This is a genomic window from Exiguobacterium sp. FD-YE-25-4, from assembly GCF_057004685.1.
Genome location: NZ_CM168041.1, coordinates 1,477,187 through 1,494,501, shown reverse-complemented (window position 1 = coordinate 1,494,501; position 17,315 = coordinate 1,477,187). Strand labels below are relative to the sequence as shown.

Genomic DNA, 17,315 nt, shown 5'->3' with positions numbered 1-17,315 from the left:
ATGAACATCACGACCAATGTATTTTTCTTGCTTGAAAAACGAATCCAAATCGTCTTATTTTCAGTGATGGTCATCTTGTTGTTCGTGCCATACCTCTCGATCTTTTCATTCGTTCTTGCTGTTTTTTTGGCAGCAAGTCTTTATATCGAGCGTTACACGAAACGACTGACTGCACAAATGGACGTCACGTGGAGACAGTTCGACTCGATACTGTTCAAATACGAAAGTTGTAAGTTCACCCTTGAACTGACGAACGTTCACCTCTTAAACGAAATGAGCACGAAAACGTATATACGTACGCCAAAGGATGGACCTTACGTCGTGAACTTAGAGGGGCATACGGAAACCATCATCGAATTGGACGAGCTGCCGTCTGATTTCGTCTTCGAACTTACAGGTAATCGAAGGGGGCCCATCGAAATAGCTGAAATCTCCATCACGATTAGCTTGCCTCTATCGTTAGGGACGTTGACACTCTATTTGGCTCCCCCTTTAAGTTGGACGGTCTATCCATCGATTTCAAGTACTCATGCGCAGCGTATCCGATCACACCTAAAGCTTGGTGAGCGCGTCTCTAAATATTCTCCAATTAAGGATCGGTTACTACAAATCTCCTCGAAGCCCTATGAGGATGAACCGTCTAGACAAATCGACTGGTATGCGACGGCGAAGAAATCCACTTTGCAAACGAAACTGTACCAGCCGGTCAATCAAGACATGTTCACGGTGTACCTCGATTTGTCAGCTTCGAACGGGATCGGCCTTCATCATCAGTTCGAAGAATTGATAGAGGATACGGCATTGGTCAGTCGGGAATTGATTGAAAGCGGCGGGAAAGTCGAACTGTTTGTGAACCGATTAGATCAAAAGGGACATGTCAATCACTTGAGCATCCAAGAAGGGGCGAAGCAGCTTAAAAACATCCTCGCTTTACTCTCTAGTCTATCGGAGCAAGATCACTATATGGGTTCAACCCGTTTCTCGCCTTACGTGACGAAAATAAAAAACAAGCAAGCTCAGCTCATAAAAATAGCATCACCTAACTGACTTATTAAAAGCCCAGTTAGGTGATGCTGTTTTTTACCTTTTTTAGTCTTCAAAGAACCACTTCTTACGCGGTTCCACTTTCAGGTTGTCCCCGTGCTTCTTCATCTCGGTGATGAGGTAGCGTTCGAGCTCATTCATCGCCTTGACCCAATCTGTCATCGTCGCGACGAGCGGGACGACGGTCAGGATGAGGTCTTCCTCTTCATCCCGCATCTTCTCGATCATCAGCTTGGCGAAGTCGAAGTTCTCATGGATGAGGTCCTCTTCCCGGTCGATGATGTGCTCGTTCTCTAATTCATAAGCTGAGAACAGACGCTCATGCCGTCTGAGCAAGTGCCGCACATGACGCATCAGTTCATCCTCGAGCTGCGGCGGTAGATGTTCGAGCGTCAGGAAATCGTCATGTAGCTTATCGAGCACGTGGATGGCGGCACTGTTCGTATCGATCATCTTCGACTTGAGGACGGCCCTACGATAAATCGGCGTCTTCTTCTCGAGCCAACGGTTGGCTTTGATCTCTTCTTCAAAGAAGTCGTATGTCGCTTTCGAACCTCGATGTTTCTTTTTCGTCTCATCGAGTGACTCGAACGACGAGCGACCTCCTTCCGTCTCGGAGAACAGTCGCGCGATGCGGACGGCCATTTGGAAGACGGTCGTGATCTCGTCCTCGAGTTTCCGCTCATAGCGCGGAGGGAACAAGAGTGCGTTGACGAGAAGCGCCACCGTGATTCCCATCATGATGAGCAAGTAACGTTCCCCGGCGAACATCCAGACGGGCATGTCCGATTGGCTCGCCCCTTCCATGATCAGAATCGTCGTCAAGATGACCGTTCGGGTCGTCGACTCGAGGTTCAAGAAGAGAAGGATTGAGATGGCGATGATGATGACGACGCCGATGGCGATTGGGGTCGGGTTCGGCGTCAACATTAACGAGAAGACGGCGAGCAAAGCCCCGATCAAGTTCCCTTTTAGTTCTTCTAGTAGCCGGACTCCCGTCTGATAGACGGACGGTAATAACGCGAGCGAGGCCGCTAGCGCCGGTACGACAATCTGTTCAAATTGAAATGCCTCGGCGATGAGTAACACCAAGGCGACGGATATCCCGGTCTTGATTGTTCTAGCTCCAAATCTCATGCGGTGTCGACAACGAAGTGTCTTCCTCCCTTATACACGTCTTAACTTTTTGTATCCCACTTGCCATGCCCTGAAACCTCATAACATTTCAAGCCGTTGTCCCCTGTTTCGAGAGCGCTTCCGTGGTATGATGGCGTTGGATATTTTCTTTAATCTTGATGGGGAGGGGTTTACTTGTCAACCATTGCTTTATTTGGAGGGAGCGGCCGCACAGGGATGCGTTTGCTCGAACGTTTATTAGAAGACGGACACGACGTCCGACTGTTGTCACGCCGTGAGGTCGAACCGAGAGAACGACTCACCGTCATCATCGGGGACGCAACCGATGCGAATGCCATCGCGAAGACGGTACAATCAGCCGACGTCGTCATGTCGGCGCTCGGGACGGATAAGCAGAACGTCTTGTCCCGCTTCACCCCGCTCGTCATCTCGGCGATGAAAACAAACGGAGTGACCCGCATTCTGACAGTCGGGACGGCTGGGATTTTGCAGGCACATGATTCTGACAACTATCGTTTCGAGACCCGCGAATCGAAACGGTCGATGACGACCGCAGCCGAGGATCACGCCCGGGCATATGAACTGCTCGATGCATCGACGATCGATTATACTATCGTCTGCCCGACCCAATTGATTGAAGATGCGTCCGTCGGGAACATCGTCATCACAGCTGACGTGCTCGGGACGAAGAACTCGGGACCGATCTCGCGTGACGACGTGGCCGAGCTCGTCATTCAAGCCTGGGAAAACAACTCATATCGTAGACACCGCGTCGGCATCACGACGGAATCATAAGTAGGGGATGGGGATTTATGAACGAACAACGTATGCGCCTCGCGCAATTGACCGACGTATTTGACACGCAAGCCGAGACCGAGTCTGCCCGTCTCGCCAAGACCGCGCTCCGGAAAGTGACAAATGATGAGATTTGGATCGCTGTCTGTGGTCATTTCTCGGCCGGTAAGTCGACACTTCTCAACAATTGGCTCGGGGACGGTGTGTTACCGACGAGCCCGATTCCGACGAGTGCGAATATCGTGACGCTTCGACATGGGGACATCGGGGCATCCGTCGCCGTCAACGACACAGATTGGATTCGACTCGCGCCGAATGAGCTCGACCGTTTGAGCGACTACTGCAAAATCGAAGAGATTAAAGAAGTCGAGTACGCCCTGCCCCGCTTCCCGTTTGGAAGCGATGTCGTCCTCATGGACACGCCAGGGATCGACTCGACCGACGAACGGCACCGTCAAGCAACGGAACGCTCGCTCTTCCTCGCCGACCATCTGTTCTTCATGATGGACTACAATCACGTCCAGTCCGAACAAAACATCAAACTGATGAAACAGTTTAGCGCCGAAGGGCGTCCCTACTCGATCATCATCAACCAAATCGATAAGCACGATGAAGGAGAGCTTCCATTCAGCACGTTCAAACGCTCGCTCGAGACCGCCTTCACCCGCCAGGCCATCAATCCGGACGATATGTTCTATATCTCGCTCCGTGAACTCGATCACCCGGAAAATGAGGTCGAACGCCTCCGGACGTACGTCCGAGCCGTCATCGACGCCGCGCGGGAACATGCAGAAGCACGCGCCGATTTGCTCGTCGACACGTTGCTCGCCCGGTCCACTCGTGCGAACGACGCGCTCCTGAACGAGTTGCCGGTCATCGAGAAGCAGCCGACGGAGATTCAAGCCCGCCTGCAACGCCTCGACAAAAAATCGATATGGCTCACCGCGTTCCGCCGCGAGTTCTTCAAACACCAGACACCGATCGTCGCGAGTGCGCCGATCATGAATTATGAGTTCCGTGAACTGTTGCGGGACTATCTCGAGAGTTGTGCGCCGGAGTTCAAGGTCGGCCTGTTCTTCTCAAAAGAGAAGACGCGCCAGGAACGGCTGCGTCGTGAAGACATTGCCGTCAAGGAGTTCAACCGATTGATTGATACGAACCTTCGCCCCCACTTGATCAAGTACGCCGAAGACATCGTCCGCGATTTGAAACTGCCCGAGGCGATTCTGTCGCGTCCTGACACGTTACCGGCCGCACCGAGCGCGCTCATCAGTGACCAAGTGAAGTCCGGCGCCTCGCTCAGTGGTGACACGGTGCTTCAATTCAGCCGCGACATCGAGTCGGCCCTCGCCTCTTGGGTGACGAAAGTGTCCGAACCGTGGGTCACGTCCGTCGAAACGTATCTTGAGGCCGAAGGCAAAGACCGAATCCATGCCATCGAGACCGAGCAAGATGAGTTGTATGACATGCTCGACACGTTGGCGCTACAGCGTCAGCTGGCCGAACAGCGAGACGAGCTTATCAATTACACGACACGTGACCTCACCGATTCGCGTATGACGGACCTTGAGACCCGTCACTACGTCACGGCCGACCAATTGCCGCAGAAACAAGTCGAACATCAGCAACAAGAAGTTGCTTCGACCTCGCTTTTGGTGGATGATACTGCTGCTTTGTCTTTTGATTTTTCTTATGAATATTCGGTATGTGAAATATTAGAGAAACATCCGTTATTCAAGTCACGCGTCAAGTCGCTCCGTCATAAATTGGCCCGGGCCGAATCCGAGACATACACGCTCGCCATCTTTGGGGCGTTCTCGTCCGGCAAGTCGTCGACGTTGAACGCGTTGCTCGGCGAGACGGTGCTTCCGACGTCACCGAACCCGTTGACGGCGTCGATCACGAAAATCGTGCCGCCGAACGGCCGCGCCAACAAGAGTGCGTTGATCACGTTCAAGACACGTGCCGAGCTCGAGGCGGAGCTGAACGGTTATGGGGCGTCATTCGACGCGCTCCATCTCGACCACCCGTTCGTCAACGCCGTCAAGAACGCTCCCCTGTCCTATCTCGGTAGCCAGGAGAGGGTCGACTATGACACGTTCTGCTCGTTCGTCACGGAGGAAGAGAAGAGCTGTATCGTCAAAGAGATCGAGCTCGCCATCGACTCCCCTTGGGCCGAGCGCGGCATCATCTTCGTCGACACACCGGGTGCCGACTCGCAGTTCAACCGTCATAGCGAGGTACAGTTCGGTTATATGCGTGACGCCGATGCCGTCCTGTTCGTGACGTATTACAATCACGCCTTCACCGAGGCCGACCGTGAACTTGTCATCCAGCTCGGACGTGTGCAAGGGACAGGTGACCATCACATGTTCTTCCTCGTCAACGCGTCCGATTTGGCGGCGGATGAGGCTGAACAGCTTGCCGTCACCGATTATGTGTCGAACCAGTTGACGAAGCTCGGAGTCCGTCATCCGACGGTGCTGCCAATCTCGAGCCGAAACGCCATCCAGGGAACGGACGCCGGGTTCGACCGATTCTCGGCCAAGCTCGAGCAATTCGTCGACAACGATTTGCGTCAGGCGAACGCGGTCCGTATCAAAGACGAGGCAGAAGCCCTCGTCGCCGCGTTCGAGGACGTCGTCCGCGAGGCCGAAGCGGATGCGAGCGTCAAGGCGGCCCGCCGTGACAAGCTCGAACAAGTGCGCACGTCTGACAATCGTCTCAACGTCACGACGCTCGAAGACCCGTTCAAGCGCGAGACGGACGAGTTGCTCGCCCATCTCGAGACGCGCTCGCTCCTCCGTCTGTCGGACTTCGTCAAAGAGACGTTCCACCCGGTCGAGGTGGATGGGTCGAAGGCGAGCCTCGAGCGCGCCCTCATCCGGACACTCGACAAGTATGCGTATGACATCCATCAAGAGTTGCAAGTGTTCCAATATCGGCTCGAGCGTTTCTTGAAACGGGAGACGGAACGCTTGATCGAGCGCGAGACGCTCAAACTGCGTCCGCTCCTGCCGACGCTTTCGTTCGAAGACGACATCGACATCGATTGGCTCCGCGACGCCGTCGACCCGGTCACGTTCGAGGCGGCCCCGTTCCGTCACGTCTTGAAGCACTATAAGAATGCGAACCAGTTCTTCGAAGGCGACGGCCGGACGAAGTTGCGCGACGACTTGAGCGCCTTGTTGAAGACGGCGGTGCGTGAACAGCTCGCGCACGTCGGAAGTCATCAAGTCGAACGGACGGCGACGCAGCTCACCAAACTCGAGACGACGCTCAGCCAGGATTGGGACCGTGAAGTGAACGACCTCGTCGCCGGTGAATTGAGCGTGCTATCAGACGGTCAATCGTTCCAAGACATGACACAGCGCCTCGCTGCGCTCAGAAAGGACTGAACGTATGGGTTCTTTGTTGCTCGTCGGCCTGATTCCGGCCGTCATCATGACGGTCGCACTCGGCTTGTTTATCCGCCATCTGTATCTGAATAGAGAGTAGACTTTGAAGGATGGGACCGAAACCGGCCCCATCCTTTTTTCACGTCGTCATAAACCGTCTTCAAACCACTTCTTGACGGTCCCAAAGCTTTTCGACGCTCACTAGTTCATGTTTGTCGAACGTCACTTTATAGATGTCCGGCATATCGAGTTCTTTCCAGAACGTATAGCCGTATTTGTCATCGAAGTAGTTCAACATCAACACCATGATATTCCCGTGCGTACCGATTGCGATTCGCTTTCCTTCGTATTGGTCGAGTAGTGACAGGATAGCACGGACTCCCCGCTGTTGAGCGACAACGTTCGATTCGCCGCCTTCCCATGCAAACGTAGGATCTTCCCACACTTTTGTCATCGCCAACGCAAAATTTTCCGCCGGTTCTGTCGTCAATGTCCGCTCTCTCAAGTCATCGATGAGCAGAATTTCTGTTCCAATCTGGTCAGCAATCCCTTGAACGGTTTGAATGGCTCGTTTATATGGGCTCGAGACGACGAAGTCGATCGCTTCTTTACCCAGTATGTTTGTGATGTGAGGCACGTCACCCGCCCCTCTTTCAGATAAAGGTCTCGTCAACTCATCGGCTGTATATGTAGAGTGTGCATGTCTAACAAAATATAAGGTCGTCATCTAATCGTCTCCCGTTCTAGGTATTTCATCAACTATCATTCTTCCGAAACTTATTGTAAAATTATCCAGCGTGCCTTCATTATAATCCTCAAAAAGAGGATTTCGCTTACACGTTTTCCCGATGAAGACGAACATTAAGGTTGAAACGATGAGAATATCCCTTGGGAGTTCACGATGTTGGCCGCGAAAAGTATAGGTTGATGGGAGCGGCAAACATGAAAAGGAAAATTCACATAGTAGGCGCTTCGGGCTCCGGGACGTCAACACTTGGCGACGCGTTAGTGAACGTCCTGCCGCATACTCATCTGGATACAGATGACTATTTCTGGACCACCAAATTCACCGAACCGAGACCCGTCCCTGAACGACGCGAGATGCTCAAGGAAGAGTTGTTCCAATCTGAACAGTGGATTCTGTCAGGGTCACTTGTCGGCTGGGGCGACTGCTTCATGCCCTATTTTGATTTGGTCATCTTCTTATGGATTCCGCCCGAGGTCCGATTGGCCAGATTGCAACAACGGGAACTCGAGCGCTATGGAGCAGCGGCACTTGCTGGCGGCAGCCTATACGAGCAATCACAAGCGTTTTTGAGATGGGCCGCCCTTTACGACCATGCCGGGACGGAAGTGAGAAGTAAGACGTCGCATGAACAATGGCTGGCTGAACTGGCTTGTCCCATCCTAAGAATCGAAGGCGACTACTCGACCGAGGAACGGATCGCGATGGTCATGGATGTGTTAAAACAGGATCAGCATCAATGATACTCCTTCCCGATCCTGATTTTGGTGAAATGAATTTCAGCGCTTGCGGGAGGGAACAATAGATTACAGACGAACACCTCGGTCCCATCCAACATGTAACTCGAGACAGCGATATCGTGCATAAAGTAAGGTAGCTGTAGTCTCGTTAATTCTTTGATAGGTGCCACCCGGTCGTTCAAAGGAGCAACGATGTCCACTTTGATACACCCTAAAAATTCGATTTGGTGATGATAACTCTCATTTTCTTCTTCAATTTTGATTAACACTTCATCCCCGTAGTACCGACAATCACACCCGAGCACACGGGAGTCCCAATAATATATCTTTTCAATCTCCTCTAAAATCTCTTGTACGTTCATTATTGTTTCTCACCTTCTATTTAGAATAAGAGCCTCGAGTATGTGTGCTCGAGGCTCTTTATTATGCGTCAGCCGGGTACCGCACATCGATGCGCTGCCGAATATCGGTCATGACGTCCGCGAGTGTGAGCATATCGGCAAACGAATGAATCTCGGTCTCCCGCTCCCCTGCCTCAATCATGTTCACGAACGTCTGAATCTCATACGTCATATGGCTCGCCTGTTCTAAGCCAAGTTCGACGGTCGTCCCGTCGCGGCCAACGAATGTCAAGCGATCGAGCGAACCGATATCGTCAATCACGATGCGCCCCGCTTCCCCGATAATCTCGGACGGGGCGTCCGTGCCATGGATCTTCGAGTGGAGCACGATGATGTCCATACCGTCATACGACAAGATGGCCGAACCACTGCCGTCGACACCTGACTCGAGCTTGACCGCGTTCGCCTGCACGGTCTCCGGTCGACCGAACAGTTTCAAAGCCGGGCCGAGGCAATAGACGCCGAGGTCCATCAGCGAACCGTTCGAGAAGGCGGGATTGAACGTGTTCGGGTTGTCCCCGCGCTTATACAAGTCATAGCGTGACGAGTATTGCGACTTGTTCAAGATGACACGCCGGACCGGTCCGACGCGATGGAGTTCTTGACGCAACACATCGAAGTTCGGCATGAACAGGTTGCGGAGCGCTTCGAGCAAGACGACGTCATGTTCGCGCGCCGTCTCAAGCATCTGTCTGACGTCCTCGACGTTCGAGGCGAACGGTTTCTCACAGAGGACGTGCTTGCCGTGGCGGATGAAGAGCAGGCTCTGCTCGGCGTGGAGCGAGTTCGGGCTCGCGATATATACCGCATCAATCAACTCACTGGACGCCATCTCCTCGAGTGAGGTGAACGTATGTGGAATATCAAATTCTTCAGCGAACGTTTTCGCGCGCTCGTCTGTCCGGGAATAGACGGCGGACACGGATGCGCCTTCGACTTCATGGGTCGCTTCAATGAAAGAACGGGTGATAAAGTTCGTGCCGATAATACCGAATCGAATCATAGGAAAATCCCTCTTTTCTTTAAGTTGTGATGACTTTGCTAAGCATGATTTCGTCATGGAGCGGGATACGGTGCTCCCCGATGACGGGGATCGACGGTTTATGTAGTCGGGCCGCATCGACCGCACCCGGGATGATCCGTGCGAAGCGCCAGCCTCGGCGTTGGTAAAATGCGAGCGCTCCCAGATTGTCGTTCGTCGTGATGAGCGACAGCCGTTCGAGCTGATGTTGCTTGGCCACTCTCTCCACTTCATCGAGGAGCGCCGAGCCGATGCCACGCTTCTCCTGGAGGCTGTCGAGCGAGATGATCTCAATCTCGTCTTCCCGAATGACATACGTGACGAGGCCGATGATGACGTTCGTTTCCGACCAGACAAACCCGTCAAGCGTGGCGCAATCATACGTCCCGGTCGAGATCACCATCTCAGGTGTGCCCCAGGCATCGATAAAGAATGCACGGACCGCGTCACGCGTCGAAGAGGTAATCGGTTCAATCATCGCAAATCACTCCGCCTCTCGGGCAAATGACGGTTTTGATGCACTCGCCTCGGTGTAGATGCGGAACTGTTTAAACTGTTCATCGTAAATCAGGCGAATCGCCCATTTGAACGCCTTCACATATAGGGCATATAGCCAGGATGAAGGGATGAGTGAAATCCGAATCGTCACATCCGTCCCGTCCGTTGTCTCGCTCAACGTATACGTCGCAATCGACACCCCTTGATTCGTCACCGCCTGCACCTCGCATTCGTGAGGACGATTGACATGGGTCAACTCGGATTCGACCCGAATCTCTTTTTTCTCGAACTGTTGGACCGAGATGAACCGTTTTCCCGTCACGAGTGAGGCGTCACCGTCCTCATAAATATTTTCGATCAAATGGTCGTTCCATTTGATGATATGTTCGTCTTCTGCGAGACAAGCGAACGTGTGGTCAATCGGTGCGTCGATTGTCATCGTATATGTAGCCACTTCGAGTTGTTTCACATCAAATCCTCCTTCATCGATCGACATTCTTTTTTTCATTACGTTAGACAAGTTCTTTTTCAAAACAGACATACCGTTCATGCCCTTTCGGTTTCGAATCGAAATGGACGCTTCCACGTTCCACGTAGCCGTGTCGTTTGTAAAAGTTGCAGGCTGCCTCATTTCCTGAGAAGCTGTCGAGCCGGATGCTAGTGTAACCTTCCGCTTTTGCCAACTGTTCAGAGGCATGTAACAGGGCTTTTCCGCTACCTTGACCTTGCCGCTCCGGATGCACCATTAAGGAATGGATGACGAGCGGATGGTCGTGACGCCAGTGAATCGCCTCCCATTCGTGCGACTGCCATTGATCGAGTACAACGACTCCGAGCAACTCCTCACCGTGTTTCATGATATAGACAGAATCGTCTTTGATACATTCCTCAAAATAGGCGCGGTTCGGATACGTGTCGTCCCATTGAAAAATCTGTCGGGTGAGCAAATCGTATTTACAAGCGAGATACAGTTGTTCAATTGCAGTTAAATCTGATGGTTTGGCTAATGCGATTGTGTTCATTCCAATGCTCCGTTCTTTAGGGTGACTATCTTTTATTGATGATCCGCTCGTATTTTTTATACTCGTCGTGGTCCATGCTTAGACCGAGCAGCTCAGCGATTGTGTCTTGTCGCCAAGTGGTCGGATTGAAATACTGCGATCCCGTGTTGAACCAGCGCCCCTTTTGATCGAATCCCCACGTATACTTCACCCGGTCAAGCCCTTGCTGTAGAAGCATCTTTCCTTCTGCTGGATTGGCTCGCAAGCGATGTTCGCCGAGACGCATATATGGTTCGACGGCCCACGGGCATCGTTCAATCGCTCGTTGAACATATGTATAATCGAAATGATCGATGTCTCTCTTCGCCAACGCAATACAAAGCAAGCCGCTCACTTCTTCTGGCCCTTGTTCGATGAGCGACTCTGCTAAGGCGACGTGTTCGTCTGTGATGACAAAGTCATTCCAACCCGTCCAATATAAGGCGAGCGCGAAATAGAACGAGTCATTCGGATGAAACGTATAGGCAGTGAGACCGAAGCTATTCACCCGGGCAAAATCTTCGATGGTATCAATCAACTCATACCCGATGAGCATGTCCCATCGGCTGTTATCGGTCGGGTCCATCATCACATGATCAATCAACATCTGCTCGATGCCTCGGGTTTGTTGAAGGTAATGTTCAAGCTGTTTGAACTGGTTTGCCTCAACGTAGGCGTCGATGCGATCCATCATCGCCTGTTGCTCCACCGAGAGGGTCTCGTTGCCTGAATACAGCTCAAAGATATTCCCTACGTTATAATCATTCAAAGATGTGTTCTCCTCTCCCACGTCGCTTTCCACGATGAGCGCTAGTAATTCTGTCGATATGATTGCGTTTTTAGAAAAAGAATTTATCATATTCGTTGCTATATTTTCTTTAAAAAAGATATCACATACGGTATTTGAAATAAAATTATTCAAAATACTCTAGAATGGTTTCTGGGTCATATTCCAACCCTACCAGCTCGCTCGACCAATCGAGGCCGCACAGCAGCTCATCATCCGACATGTTCGGCAACCAGCGTTCAAGGAATCGCTCGACCGGCAACTCGATCACATGATAGTCGGCCCATTCTTTAACCCGGCATGCGAGCGCAAGCTCTCGTGACGAAAAGAATAACAAGACGTCTGTGTCTTCGACGTGCGATGGTGCGTACGCCCACCCCTCGTCTTGCTCCGCAGATAATCCGAAGACGAGTCCATTCTCCTCGACTCGTTCGCAAAACGTCTCGAGCACGTCGCTTTCCGCCTGCGTCACTTCGACGAACGCCTCAAACGAAAGCGCCGCCACCTGGAGTTCGTCTAACTCGTGCCACCAGACGTAAATCGTCTCCCGGTCGTCTTTTAGAAAACCGAGCTCATCACCAGACCCATTCGTCGCAAGCGTCACGAACCCTTCCGGCAACTCCTCTTGCTTCAATTCGTTGGCTCGAATCACATCATCCCACGTCTTATTGAAAAACCGCTCGTCCTTGATCGGATAGAAAAACCAATCCCCAAGTTCAAACTTGTTCCCATGCCCCCATGCGTCACGCAAGCCATCCGGGAAGCGTGCGCCGACTTGTTGCTCCACCTGGTCAATCGTTTCGACCGAAAATCCTGGAAGGTTTGTCTCAAGTCTCATCTCATCGCCCTCTTTCTAACATCAATAACATGAGTATACTGAATTTACAAAAAAGAGGGAATTGATTCCGACAAGTTGATTCAATAATGATCACGATTCTGTTGCGCCAAACGTTTGTAAAACGTAAAAAAGGACCTATAGACAAGGTCCATCGTCACGAGAAATCATTCGGTTGTAAGTAGTAACTTCTTAGTCGATTCAACGACTACCTATATGCGTCATCACTCGTTAACGAGCTGAACGCCGCTCACTTCATAATCACCGATTTGAATGAAGTGGAACCGTCCGTCCTCGGCTAACCCTCTAGCAGTTCCCGAAAACTCAGCTACAACGTCAGAGCGTTTGCGTGCACCGAACGGCCACTTGTACAACAACCCGTCTTTTACGAAGTAGCCGACCTGTCCTTGAATCGTCAGCGCCGAACTGTCGTGAAGTCGCTTCGGCGTCTTATACTTGTTGAGTCGACCGGTTAAATCAACATGAATCAAGTCATACCAAATCGACGGACAGAACCATACCCCGGTTTGATTTGCTTGCAACAATTCGCAGTCGACAATGGTCGGCGGACGTACAAAATCTGACTGATAGCGTTGTAACACTTCCCCTGTCCTCGAGAAACAGACGAGTGCCTCGGTGGATATCCCTTCCCCGAACACCCCTTCATCGGCATAGCCGATCCAAATCCCCGTGTCGTTGACGGCGACAGCTCCGATGGCGTTGCCCGCATGGAACGAATGAAGTATCGACCCTCGCCCATCGATGACCCAGACGTTGCCGGGTGTACCTTCGTGCGTCACATCGACGACGAGAAACGTTTCTGAATCAAGGAGACGGATGAATGGCGAACTCAAATGAAACGGCAGTCGTATCATTCGCTCATTCCAATAGACGACCTGGCCATCCTGATCCACCAGAACAATCACTTCACCACCTGATAAATCGGCATCAATTATGCTAAACCTATCCATTTTAAATAACGTCTCAACTTGTAGCTCCATCCAGTTTCACCTCCCATATTCACTGCTATCTTGTTGTTCAATCGAACACGATGAATCGTTTATACGTTTACTCAACGAGCTAGACGGTCTTGATACTGCTCGAGCCTTCTCCGGAAGCAGTCAACCTGATCCGGCGTCACCGAATCTGTCATTCCATAGCGCTCGTCCAAATACGGATTGAAATCGATGTCCGTCAATTCGATGCGCCGTGCCCACTCTAAAACCGTCTCTGACGGCAACCATTTCTTAGCCGGCGGCAACGCCTGATTGAACGCGATGAGGGTGTCGCGAATCGTCACACCGGTCCAAGCCGGTTCTTCAACACTCTTTATCGAGCTCGGGACTGAATGACGTAAGAACGTCCGTGTCGTGAACGAAGCTGTTTCGTCAGCTCGCTTGCGGTGCTGAAAACGAATGTTAGCAGCAAAAATCAGTCCGCTAAGCAATACACAGGCTAGCAACAACACCCAATAGAAGAGACCGTCGCCTCGTTCGATGACGGTCGTCACAGAATCAATCATATAATCCAAATAATCCAGTTTTAGACGAGACTGCTCTTCTTCTTTCGGTATCCTCATCTTTCCTTCGGACGACTCCATCAAATACTCAGATTCTGCCGGTGTCGGTCGCAGTTTTAACCCCGAGGTCGGAGGCTCATACCACCACTCCATCAACAAGCTGATAAGACGTATTCCGATGAAGACCGTTCCGACCGTCAATATTGCGGCAAATCCAAGCCGAATCATCCAACGCATGTTGTCGCCTCCTCTAGGGCTGACTTACATTACATTGTATCATTGGACGTTTTCACTTGGAATAATCATCCAACCCGACTCTAGTCATCGTTTTACAGAAGATGCATCTTAGCGACCTGACTTGTTGGCCGCAGCTTTAGAATCTCGGTCGCTAATTCGTTCGCTTCATCATCCGTCATTAATTTGTCGGGAATCGCATTGAAAAAAAGCAAGTATTCCTTTAAATCTATGCGGCTAGAATCAAGCTCGACAGCACGTTTCGCATGTTCGTAGGCCCGTTCATAGGCATGAGGATGATGACAGAATGGTTGGCTCATGAGAAGCGAGGCAGTCTCTTCCCAATCAGCAGTCTGCTTAACTTGAATCTGATCGCATACGATTTCATAAACCGCTAAATCATCCGTATCAAACGCAACCTCAAGAAATGTATCTAACACCACTACGTGAGCGAGCGACTTCACTAGACGTTCAACGGTCGCTCGGTCGTCTGAGAGGATCGCCTTGTGTAGTTGTTTTTTCAGGCTCATTTGTACGATTTCCCCTTCCTAAATGATTCGTCAAAGCTCTGTTTCCATCTCTTTACGATTCGTTTCAAGCAAATAAATCCACCTCTTCACCTTGACATACTATACCTTTAGTGTAAAATTACACTTGTAAGTAAATGTAAATATAACCCTCATCAAGAAAGGGGTGTCCTGATGGGCAATCCAAAGAAGTGCCTCATCGTCTTGTCATCGCTTTATGTACTCGCATTTATCGTGAACCTGATTCCATCCATCATCTTTCCCGATGCGATGATTCAGCCAATTCATGCGGTCGCATCCGGCTTACTGCTCGTTTGCATGTTCGGGACGTGTTTAATGCGGAATCGTGTCGCCAAACTGTTGATTATGGCTATTCTGTTCGCAAGTGTGACCGTGTTCACCTTGATCAGTTTCGAGACATACGTGTATGACATCGTGCTAATGGACGCCTTGTTCGCGATTCAGTATCCGCTCTACATCCTGTTCGTGACACCACTGTTCGGGCTCAATTACTTCCTGAACGTCAATCCGGAATACGTGGCCTTGCTCGTCTTTTTCATCGCGATTTTGTTGCTTGTCGTTCATGAAGTAGCGGTGACGAAGTTTAACCGCGTCCATTAAATTTTCGCAACCATAGGAGGAACCTTATGCACTTCTATATCGGCTCACGCTTCGCAAACATCGAACGAGTGAGAGAGCTGCGTGATACTCTTCTCTCTCAAGGTCACACGCATACATACGACTGGACGACGAACGACCGCGCCACGACACTTGAAGACTTGCGAGTCATCGGCACGAGCGAGTTCGAGGCCATCAAGGCTTCGGACTTCGTCGTAATCTTACTGCCGGCCGGCAACAGCAGCTATATCGAGCTCGGGATTGCCCTCGGTGCTGGTGTTCCCGTGTTCGTCCATGACGCCACGAATCGCTTCGACGATGTCGAGACGACGAGCACGTTCTATCATCTAAATCATGTCGTCCAATTGACAGGACCGCTCGAGGATGTGCCTCAGGCCATCACAGTCTACTTCGCTGGTACAGCGCGTTAAGTCACCTGCTCGGCTTGCAACAATCATTTCGAGAGCCATCTGGCTCTATCAAAAAGTATATCGCAGCCTCTTTGTCCAATCTATGGAAAGTGAGCAAGCCGGATAATCAAATCCATAAAATTTTGAAATCATTTGGATTTTTCTAGTGTATCAATCATTTTTGTGACATACTGTTCAAAATCTACTTTGAACGGGGACGATGGATATGCGTACTTGGAAACAACCTTTACTTTTACTAGCTGGTGTTGGCATCTCGAACCTTGGGGCCTGGGTGTACTTCATCGCCCTCAACTTGATCGTCCTTGAGATGACGCAATCGCCGTTCGCCGTGTCGGTCCTCTACATCCTCGTCCCGCTCGCGGCCCTATGCGCGAACGTTTGGTCAGGCTCGGTCATCGACCGTACCGATACACGCCGCTTGATGATGTGGCTTGATGCGCTCCGCGCCGTCGTCGTCTTCAGTCTCGCTTTCATCGACTCACTCGCGCTCATTTATGTGCTCGTGTTTCTGCTGAACATCGCGAGCTCTGTCTTCGAATCGGCCTCCTTCGTCTATATGACGAAGCTTGTCCCGAGCAGTGACCGGCAACGATTCAACGCGCTCAAGAACTTCGTCCAATCGGCCGGGTTCATCTTAGGCCCGGCCATCGCGGGATTGTTGTTCATGATCGGCACACCGACGTTCGCCATTCAGTTGAACGCGTTGGCGTTGCTCGTGTCCGTCGGAATCCTCTCCCTACTACCGAAGCTGTTCACGGCCAGCGACGAGGTCGAAGTGTTCAACCTGCGCATGATTCTCGATGATTGGAAAACGGTCGCCCGATTCGCATCGACCATGCGTTACGTCACACTCGTCTATGGCCTATTCTGCGTCATGACGATTTTCATGTCGGGGCTCGACTCGCTCGAGGCGTCGTTCGCGACGCAAGTGCTCAACTTCTCTGAGAGTCGCTACGGTTTTCTCGTTAGTGTCGCCGGAGCCGGGATTATCACCGGTTCCATCATCAACGCGACGTTCAGTGCCCGGCTAACGTTACCGTTCCTAATCAGTTTCGGTGCCATCCTAACACCTGTCGGCTATCTCGTCTTCGCCTTCTCCGAGTCATTCGTACTCGCAGCAGTCGGGTTCTTTTTGCTCACGTTCGCTCTGTCGTTCGCGAACACCGGCTTCTTGTCGTTCTATCAAAACAATGTCCCGACCGACCTGATGGGCCGCTTCTCCGGTTTGATCAACGTAGCGGAGTCCGTCTTGATTATCGGGTTGACGTTCGGCATCGGTCTCCTCGCTGAATATGTCGGGATTCGCTCGACGTATGTCGCCTTCTCGCTCACCTTCTTACTCGTCGGCTTGGTCACGGTTCGTGTAGTGCTAGAACGTTCGAAACGAGGACTGTATGAGGCGGTCGTCGTTGAAGAGAATGTCTCATAATTCTATACCGCTTCATTTGTAACATAATTATAATAGTTGTAATAAATAGGAATCATTGCTATCGGATCATTCACCTCACACTCTCAAAAACCTTTATTTAATCGATTGTGAATAAA

Annotated in this window: 19 protein-coding genes; 7 read left to right on the top strand and 12 right to left on the bottom strand. The window is 51.3% G+C overall.

Annotation, left to right across the window (positions count from 1 at the left end; genetic code table 11):
• Positions 1–1,047, top strand: a complete 1,047-nt coding sequence (locus tag AC13H5_RS07720) for a DUF58 domain-containing protein (RefSeq protein ID WP_483545555.1) — start codon at positions 1–3, stop codon at positions 1,045–1,047.
• Positions 1,048–1,089: 42 nt separating this feature from the next.
• Here AC13H5_RS07720 and AC13H5_RS07715 read toward each other — a convergent pair whose 3' ends face one another.
• Entirely contained in the window at positions 1,090–2,181 is a 1,092-nt protein-coding gene (locus AC13H5_RS07715) for an FUSC family protein (RefSeq protein ID WP_483545554.1), read from the bottom strand.
• Positions 2,182–2,355: 174 nt separating this feature from the next.
• Here AC13H5_RS07715 and AC13H5_RS07710 point away from each other — a divergent pair, with 174 nt between their 5' ends.
• Together AC13H5_RS07710 and AC13H5_RS07705 are read left to right on the top strand one after the other, a co-directional pair.
• Positions 2,356–2,976 (top strand): NAD(P)-dependent oxidoreductase, encoded by a 621-nt coding sequence (locus AC13H5_RS07710; RefSeq protein ID WP_483545553.1) that lies wholly within the window; start codon positions 2,356–2,358, stop codon positions 2,974–2,976.
• A gap of 17 nt (positions 2,977–2,993) precedes the next feature.
• Positions 2,994–6,374 (top strand): dynamin family protein, encoded by a 3,381-nt coding sequence (locus tag AC13H5_RS07705; protein WP_483545552.1) that lies wholly within the window; start codon positions 2,994–2,996, stop codon positions 6,372–6,374.
• A 160-nt stretch (positions 6,375–6,534) separates the two neighbouring features.
• On the opposite strand, the gene AC13H5_RS07700 is transcribed toward AC13H5_RS07705, so the two are convergent.
• Positions 6,535–7,101: a histidine phosphatase family protein gene (locus AC13H5_RS07700; RefSeq protein WP_483545551.1), complete on the bottom strand. Its 567-nt coding sequence runs from the start codon at positions 7,099–7,101 to the stop codon at positions 6,535–6,537.
• Between the two features lie 215 nt (positions 7,102–7,316).
• Between AC13H5_RS07700 and AC13H5_RS07695 the strand changes: the two genes are divergently transcribed.
• Positions 7,317–7,862 carry a P-loop NTPase family protein gene (locus AC13H5_RS07695; protein ID WP_483545550.1) on the top strand — a complete coding sequence of 182 codons (546 nt, stop codon included), beginning with the start codon at positions 7,317–7,319 and terminating at the stop codon, positions 7,860–7,862.
• Here AC13H5_RS07695 and AC13H5_RS07690 read toward each other — a convergent pair.
• From AC13H5_RS07690 to AC13H5_RS07645, 10 genes are all read right to left on the bottom strand, one after another.
• A complete protein-coding gene (locus tag AC13H5_RS07690; RefSeq protein WP_483545549.1) occupies positions 7,856–8,221 on the bottom strand; it encodes a hypothetical protein in 366 nt (121 codons plus the stop codon). The genes AC13H5_RS07695 and AC13H5_RS07690 overlap by 7 nt on opposite strands.
• A 61-nt stretch (positions 8,222–8,282) precedes the next feature.
• Positions 8,283–9,263 carry a Gfo/Idh/MocA family protein gene (locus AC13H5_RS07685; protein WP_483545548.1) on the bottom strand — a complete coding sequence of 327 codons (981 nt, stop codon included), beginning with the start codon at positions 9,261–9,263 and terminating at the stop codon, positions 8,283–8,285.
• Between the two features lie 19 nt (positions 9,264–9,282).
• The gene (locus AC13H5_RS07680) at positions 9,283–9,759 is read right to left on the bottom strand and encodes a GNAT family N-acetyltransferase (protein ID WP_483545547.1); all 477 of its coding nucleotides are present in this window, start codon (positions 9,757–9,759) and stop codon (positions 9,283–9,285) included.
• Between the two features lie 6 nt (positions 9,760–9,765).
• A complete protein-coding gene (locus AC13H5_RS07675) occupies positions 9,766–10,248 on the bottom strand; it encodes an SRPBCC family protein (protein WP_483545546.1) in 483 nt (160 codons plus the stop codon).
• A 43-nt stretch (positions 10,249–10,291) separates the two neighbouring features.
• Positions 10,292–10,801: an N-acetyltransferase family protein gene (locus tag AC13H5_RS07670; RefSeq protein ID WP_483545545.1), complete on the bottom strand. Its 510-nt coding sequence runs from the start codon at positions 10,799–10,801 to the stop codon at positions 10,292–10,294.
• 25 nt (positions 10,802–10,826) lie between these two features.
• Positions 10,827–11,588, bottom strand: a complete 762-nt coding sequence (locus AC13H5_RS07665) for a hypothetical protein (RefSeq protein ID WP_483545544.1) — start codon at positions 11,586–11,588, stop codon at positions 10,827–10,829.
• A gap of 145 nt (positions 11,589–11,733) precedes the next feature.
• On the bottom strand, positions 11,734–12,444 hold the full coding sequence (locus AC13H5_RS07660) for a DUF2750 domain-containing protein (protein ID WP_483545543.1): 711 nt from the start codon (positions 12,442–12,444) through the stop codon (positions 11,734–11,736).
• 221 nt (positions 12,445–12,665) lie between these two features.
• Entirely contained in the window at positions 12,666–13,442 is a 777-nt protein-coding gene (locus AC13H5_RS07655; RefSeq protein WP_483545542.1) for a hypothetical protein, read from the bottom strand.
• A gap of 71 nt (positions 13,443–13,513) precedes the next feature.
• Positions 13,514–14,197 (bottom strand): hypothetical protein, encoded by a 684-nt coding sequence (locus AC13H5_RS07650; protein WP_034777572.1) that lies wholly within the window; start codon positions 14,195–14,197, stop codon positions 13,514–13,516.
• 92 nt (positions 14,198–14,289) lie between these two features.
• Positions 14,290–14,724, bottom strand: coding sequence for a hypothetical protein (locus AC13H5_RS07645; protein WP_483545541.1), 435 nt, complete (start codon positions 14,722–14,724; stop codon positions 14,290–14,292).
• 171 nt (positions 14,725–14,895) lie between these two features.
• On the opposite strand from AC13H5_RS07645, the gene AC13H5_RS07640 reads away from it, so the two are divergent.
• The 3 genes from AC13H5_RS07640 to AC13H5_RS07630 all read left to right on the top strand — a co-directional run bounded on the left by AC13H5_RS07640 (position 14,896) and on the right by AC13H5_RS07630 (position 17,199).
• Positions 14,896–15,342, top strand: a complete 447-nt coding sequence (locus AC13H5_RS07640) for a hypothetical protein (RefSeq protein ID WP_483545540.1) — start codon at positions 14,896–14,898, stop codon at positions 15,340–15,342.
• Positions 15,343–15,368: 26 nt separating this feature from the next.
• The gene (locus tag AC13H5_RS07635) at positions 15,369–15,770 is read left to right on the top strand and encodes a group-specific protein (RefSeq protein ID WP_483545539.1); all 402 of its coding nucleotides are present in this window, start codon (positions 15,369–15,371) and stop codon (positions 15,768–15,770) included.
• A 205-nt stretch (positions 15,771–15,975) separates the two neighbouring features.
• Positions 15,976–17,199 carry an MFS transporter gene (locus AC13H5_RS07630; protein WP_483545538.1) on the top strand — a complete coding sequence of 408 codons (1,224 nt, stop codon included), beginning with the start codon at positions 15,976–15,978 and terminating at the stop codon, positions 17,197–17,199.
• Positions 17,200–17,315: the final 116 nt, after the last annotated feature.

Bases quoted from the DNA above. Each gene is read 5' to 3' on its own strand.
- AC13H5_RS07720 (WP_483545555.1), top strand. From the start codon at position 1: ATGAACATCACGACCAATGTATTTTTCTTGCTTGAAAAACGAATCCAA.
- AC13H5_RS07715 (WP_483545554.1), bottom strand. From the start codon at position 2,181: ATGAGATTTGGAGCTAGAACAATCAAGACCGGGATATCCGTCGCCTTG.
- AC13H5_RS07705 (WP_483545552.1), top strand. From the start codon at position 2,994: ATGAACGAACAACGTATGCGCCTCGCGCAATTGACCGACGTATTTGAC.
- AC13H5_RS07700 (WP_483545551.1), bottom strand. From the start codon at position 7,101: ATGACGACCTTATATTTTGTTAGACATGCACACTCTACATATACAGCC.
- AC13H5_RS07695 (WP_483545550.1), top strand. From the start codon at position 7,317: ATGAAAAGGAAAATTCACATAGTAGGCGCTTCGGGCTCCGGGACGTCA.
- AC13H5_RS07690 (WP_483545549.1), bottom strand. From the start codon at position 8,221: ATGAACGTACAAGAGATTTTAGAGGAGATTGAAAAGATATATTATTGG.
- AC13H5_RS07685 (WP_483545548.1), bottom strand. From the start codon at position 9,263: ATGATTCGATTCGGTATTATCGGCACGAACTTTATCACCCGTTCTTTC.
- AC13H5_RS07680 (WP_483545547.1), bottom strand. From the start codon at position 9,759: ATGATTGAACCGATTACCTCTTCGACGCGTGACGCGGTCCGTGCATTC.
- AC13H5_RS07670 (WP_483545545.1), bottom strand. From the start codon at position 10,801: ATGAACACAATCGCATTAGCCAAACCATCAGATTTAACTGCAATTGAA.
- AC13H5_RS07660 (WP_483545543.1), bottom strand. From the start codon at position 12,444: ATGAGACTTGAGACAAACCTTCCAGGATTTTCGGTCGAAACGATTGAC.
- AC13H5_RS07655 (WP_483545542.1), bottom strand. From the start codon at position 13,442: ATGGAGCTACAAGTTGAGACGTTATTTAAAATGGATAGGTTTAGCATA.
- AC13H5_RS07650 (WP_034777572.1), bottom strand. From the start codon at position 14,197: ATGCGTTGGATGATTCGGCTTGGATTTGCCGCAATATTGACGGTCGGA.
- AC13H5_RS07645 (WP_483545541.1), bottom strand. From the start codon at position 14,724: ATGAGCCTGAAAAAACAACTACACAAGGCGATCCTCTCAGACGACCGA.
- AC13H5_RS07640 (WP_483545540.1), top strand. From the start codon at position 14,896: ATGGGCAATCCAAAGAAGTGCCTCATCGTCTTGTCATCGCTTTATGTA.
- AC13H5_RS07635 (WP_483545539.1), top strand. From the start codon at position 15,369: ATGCACTTCTATATCGGCTCACGCTTCGCAAACATCGAACGAGTGAGA.
- AC13H5_RS07630 (WP_483545538.1), top strand. From the start codon at position 15,976: ATGCGTACTTGGAAACAACCTTTACTTTTACTAGCTGGTGTTGGCATC.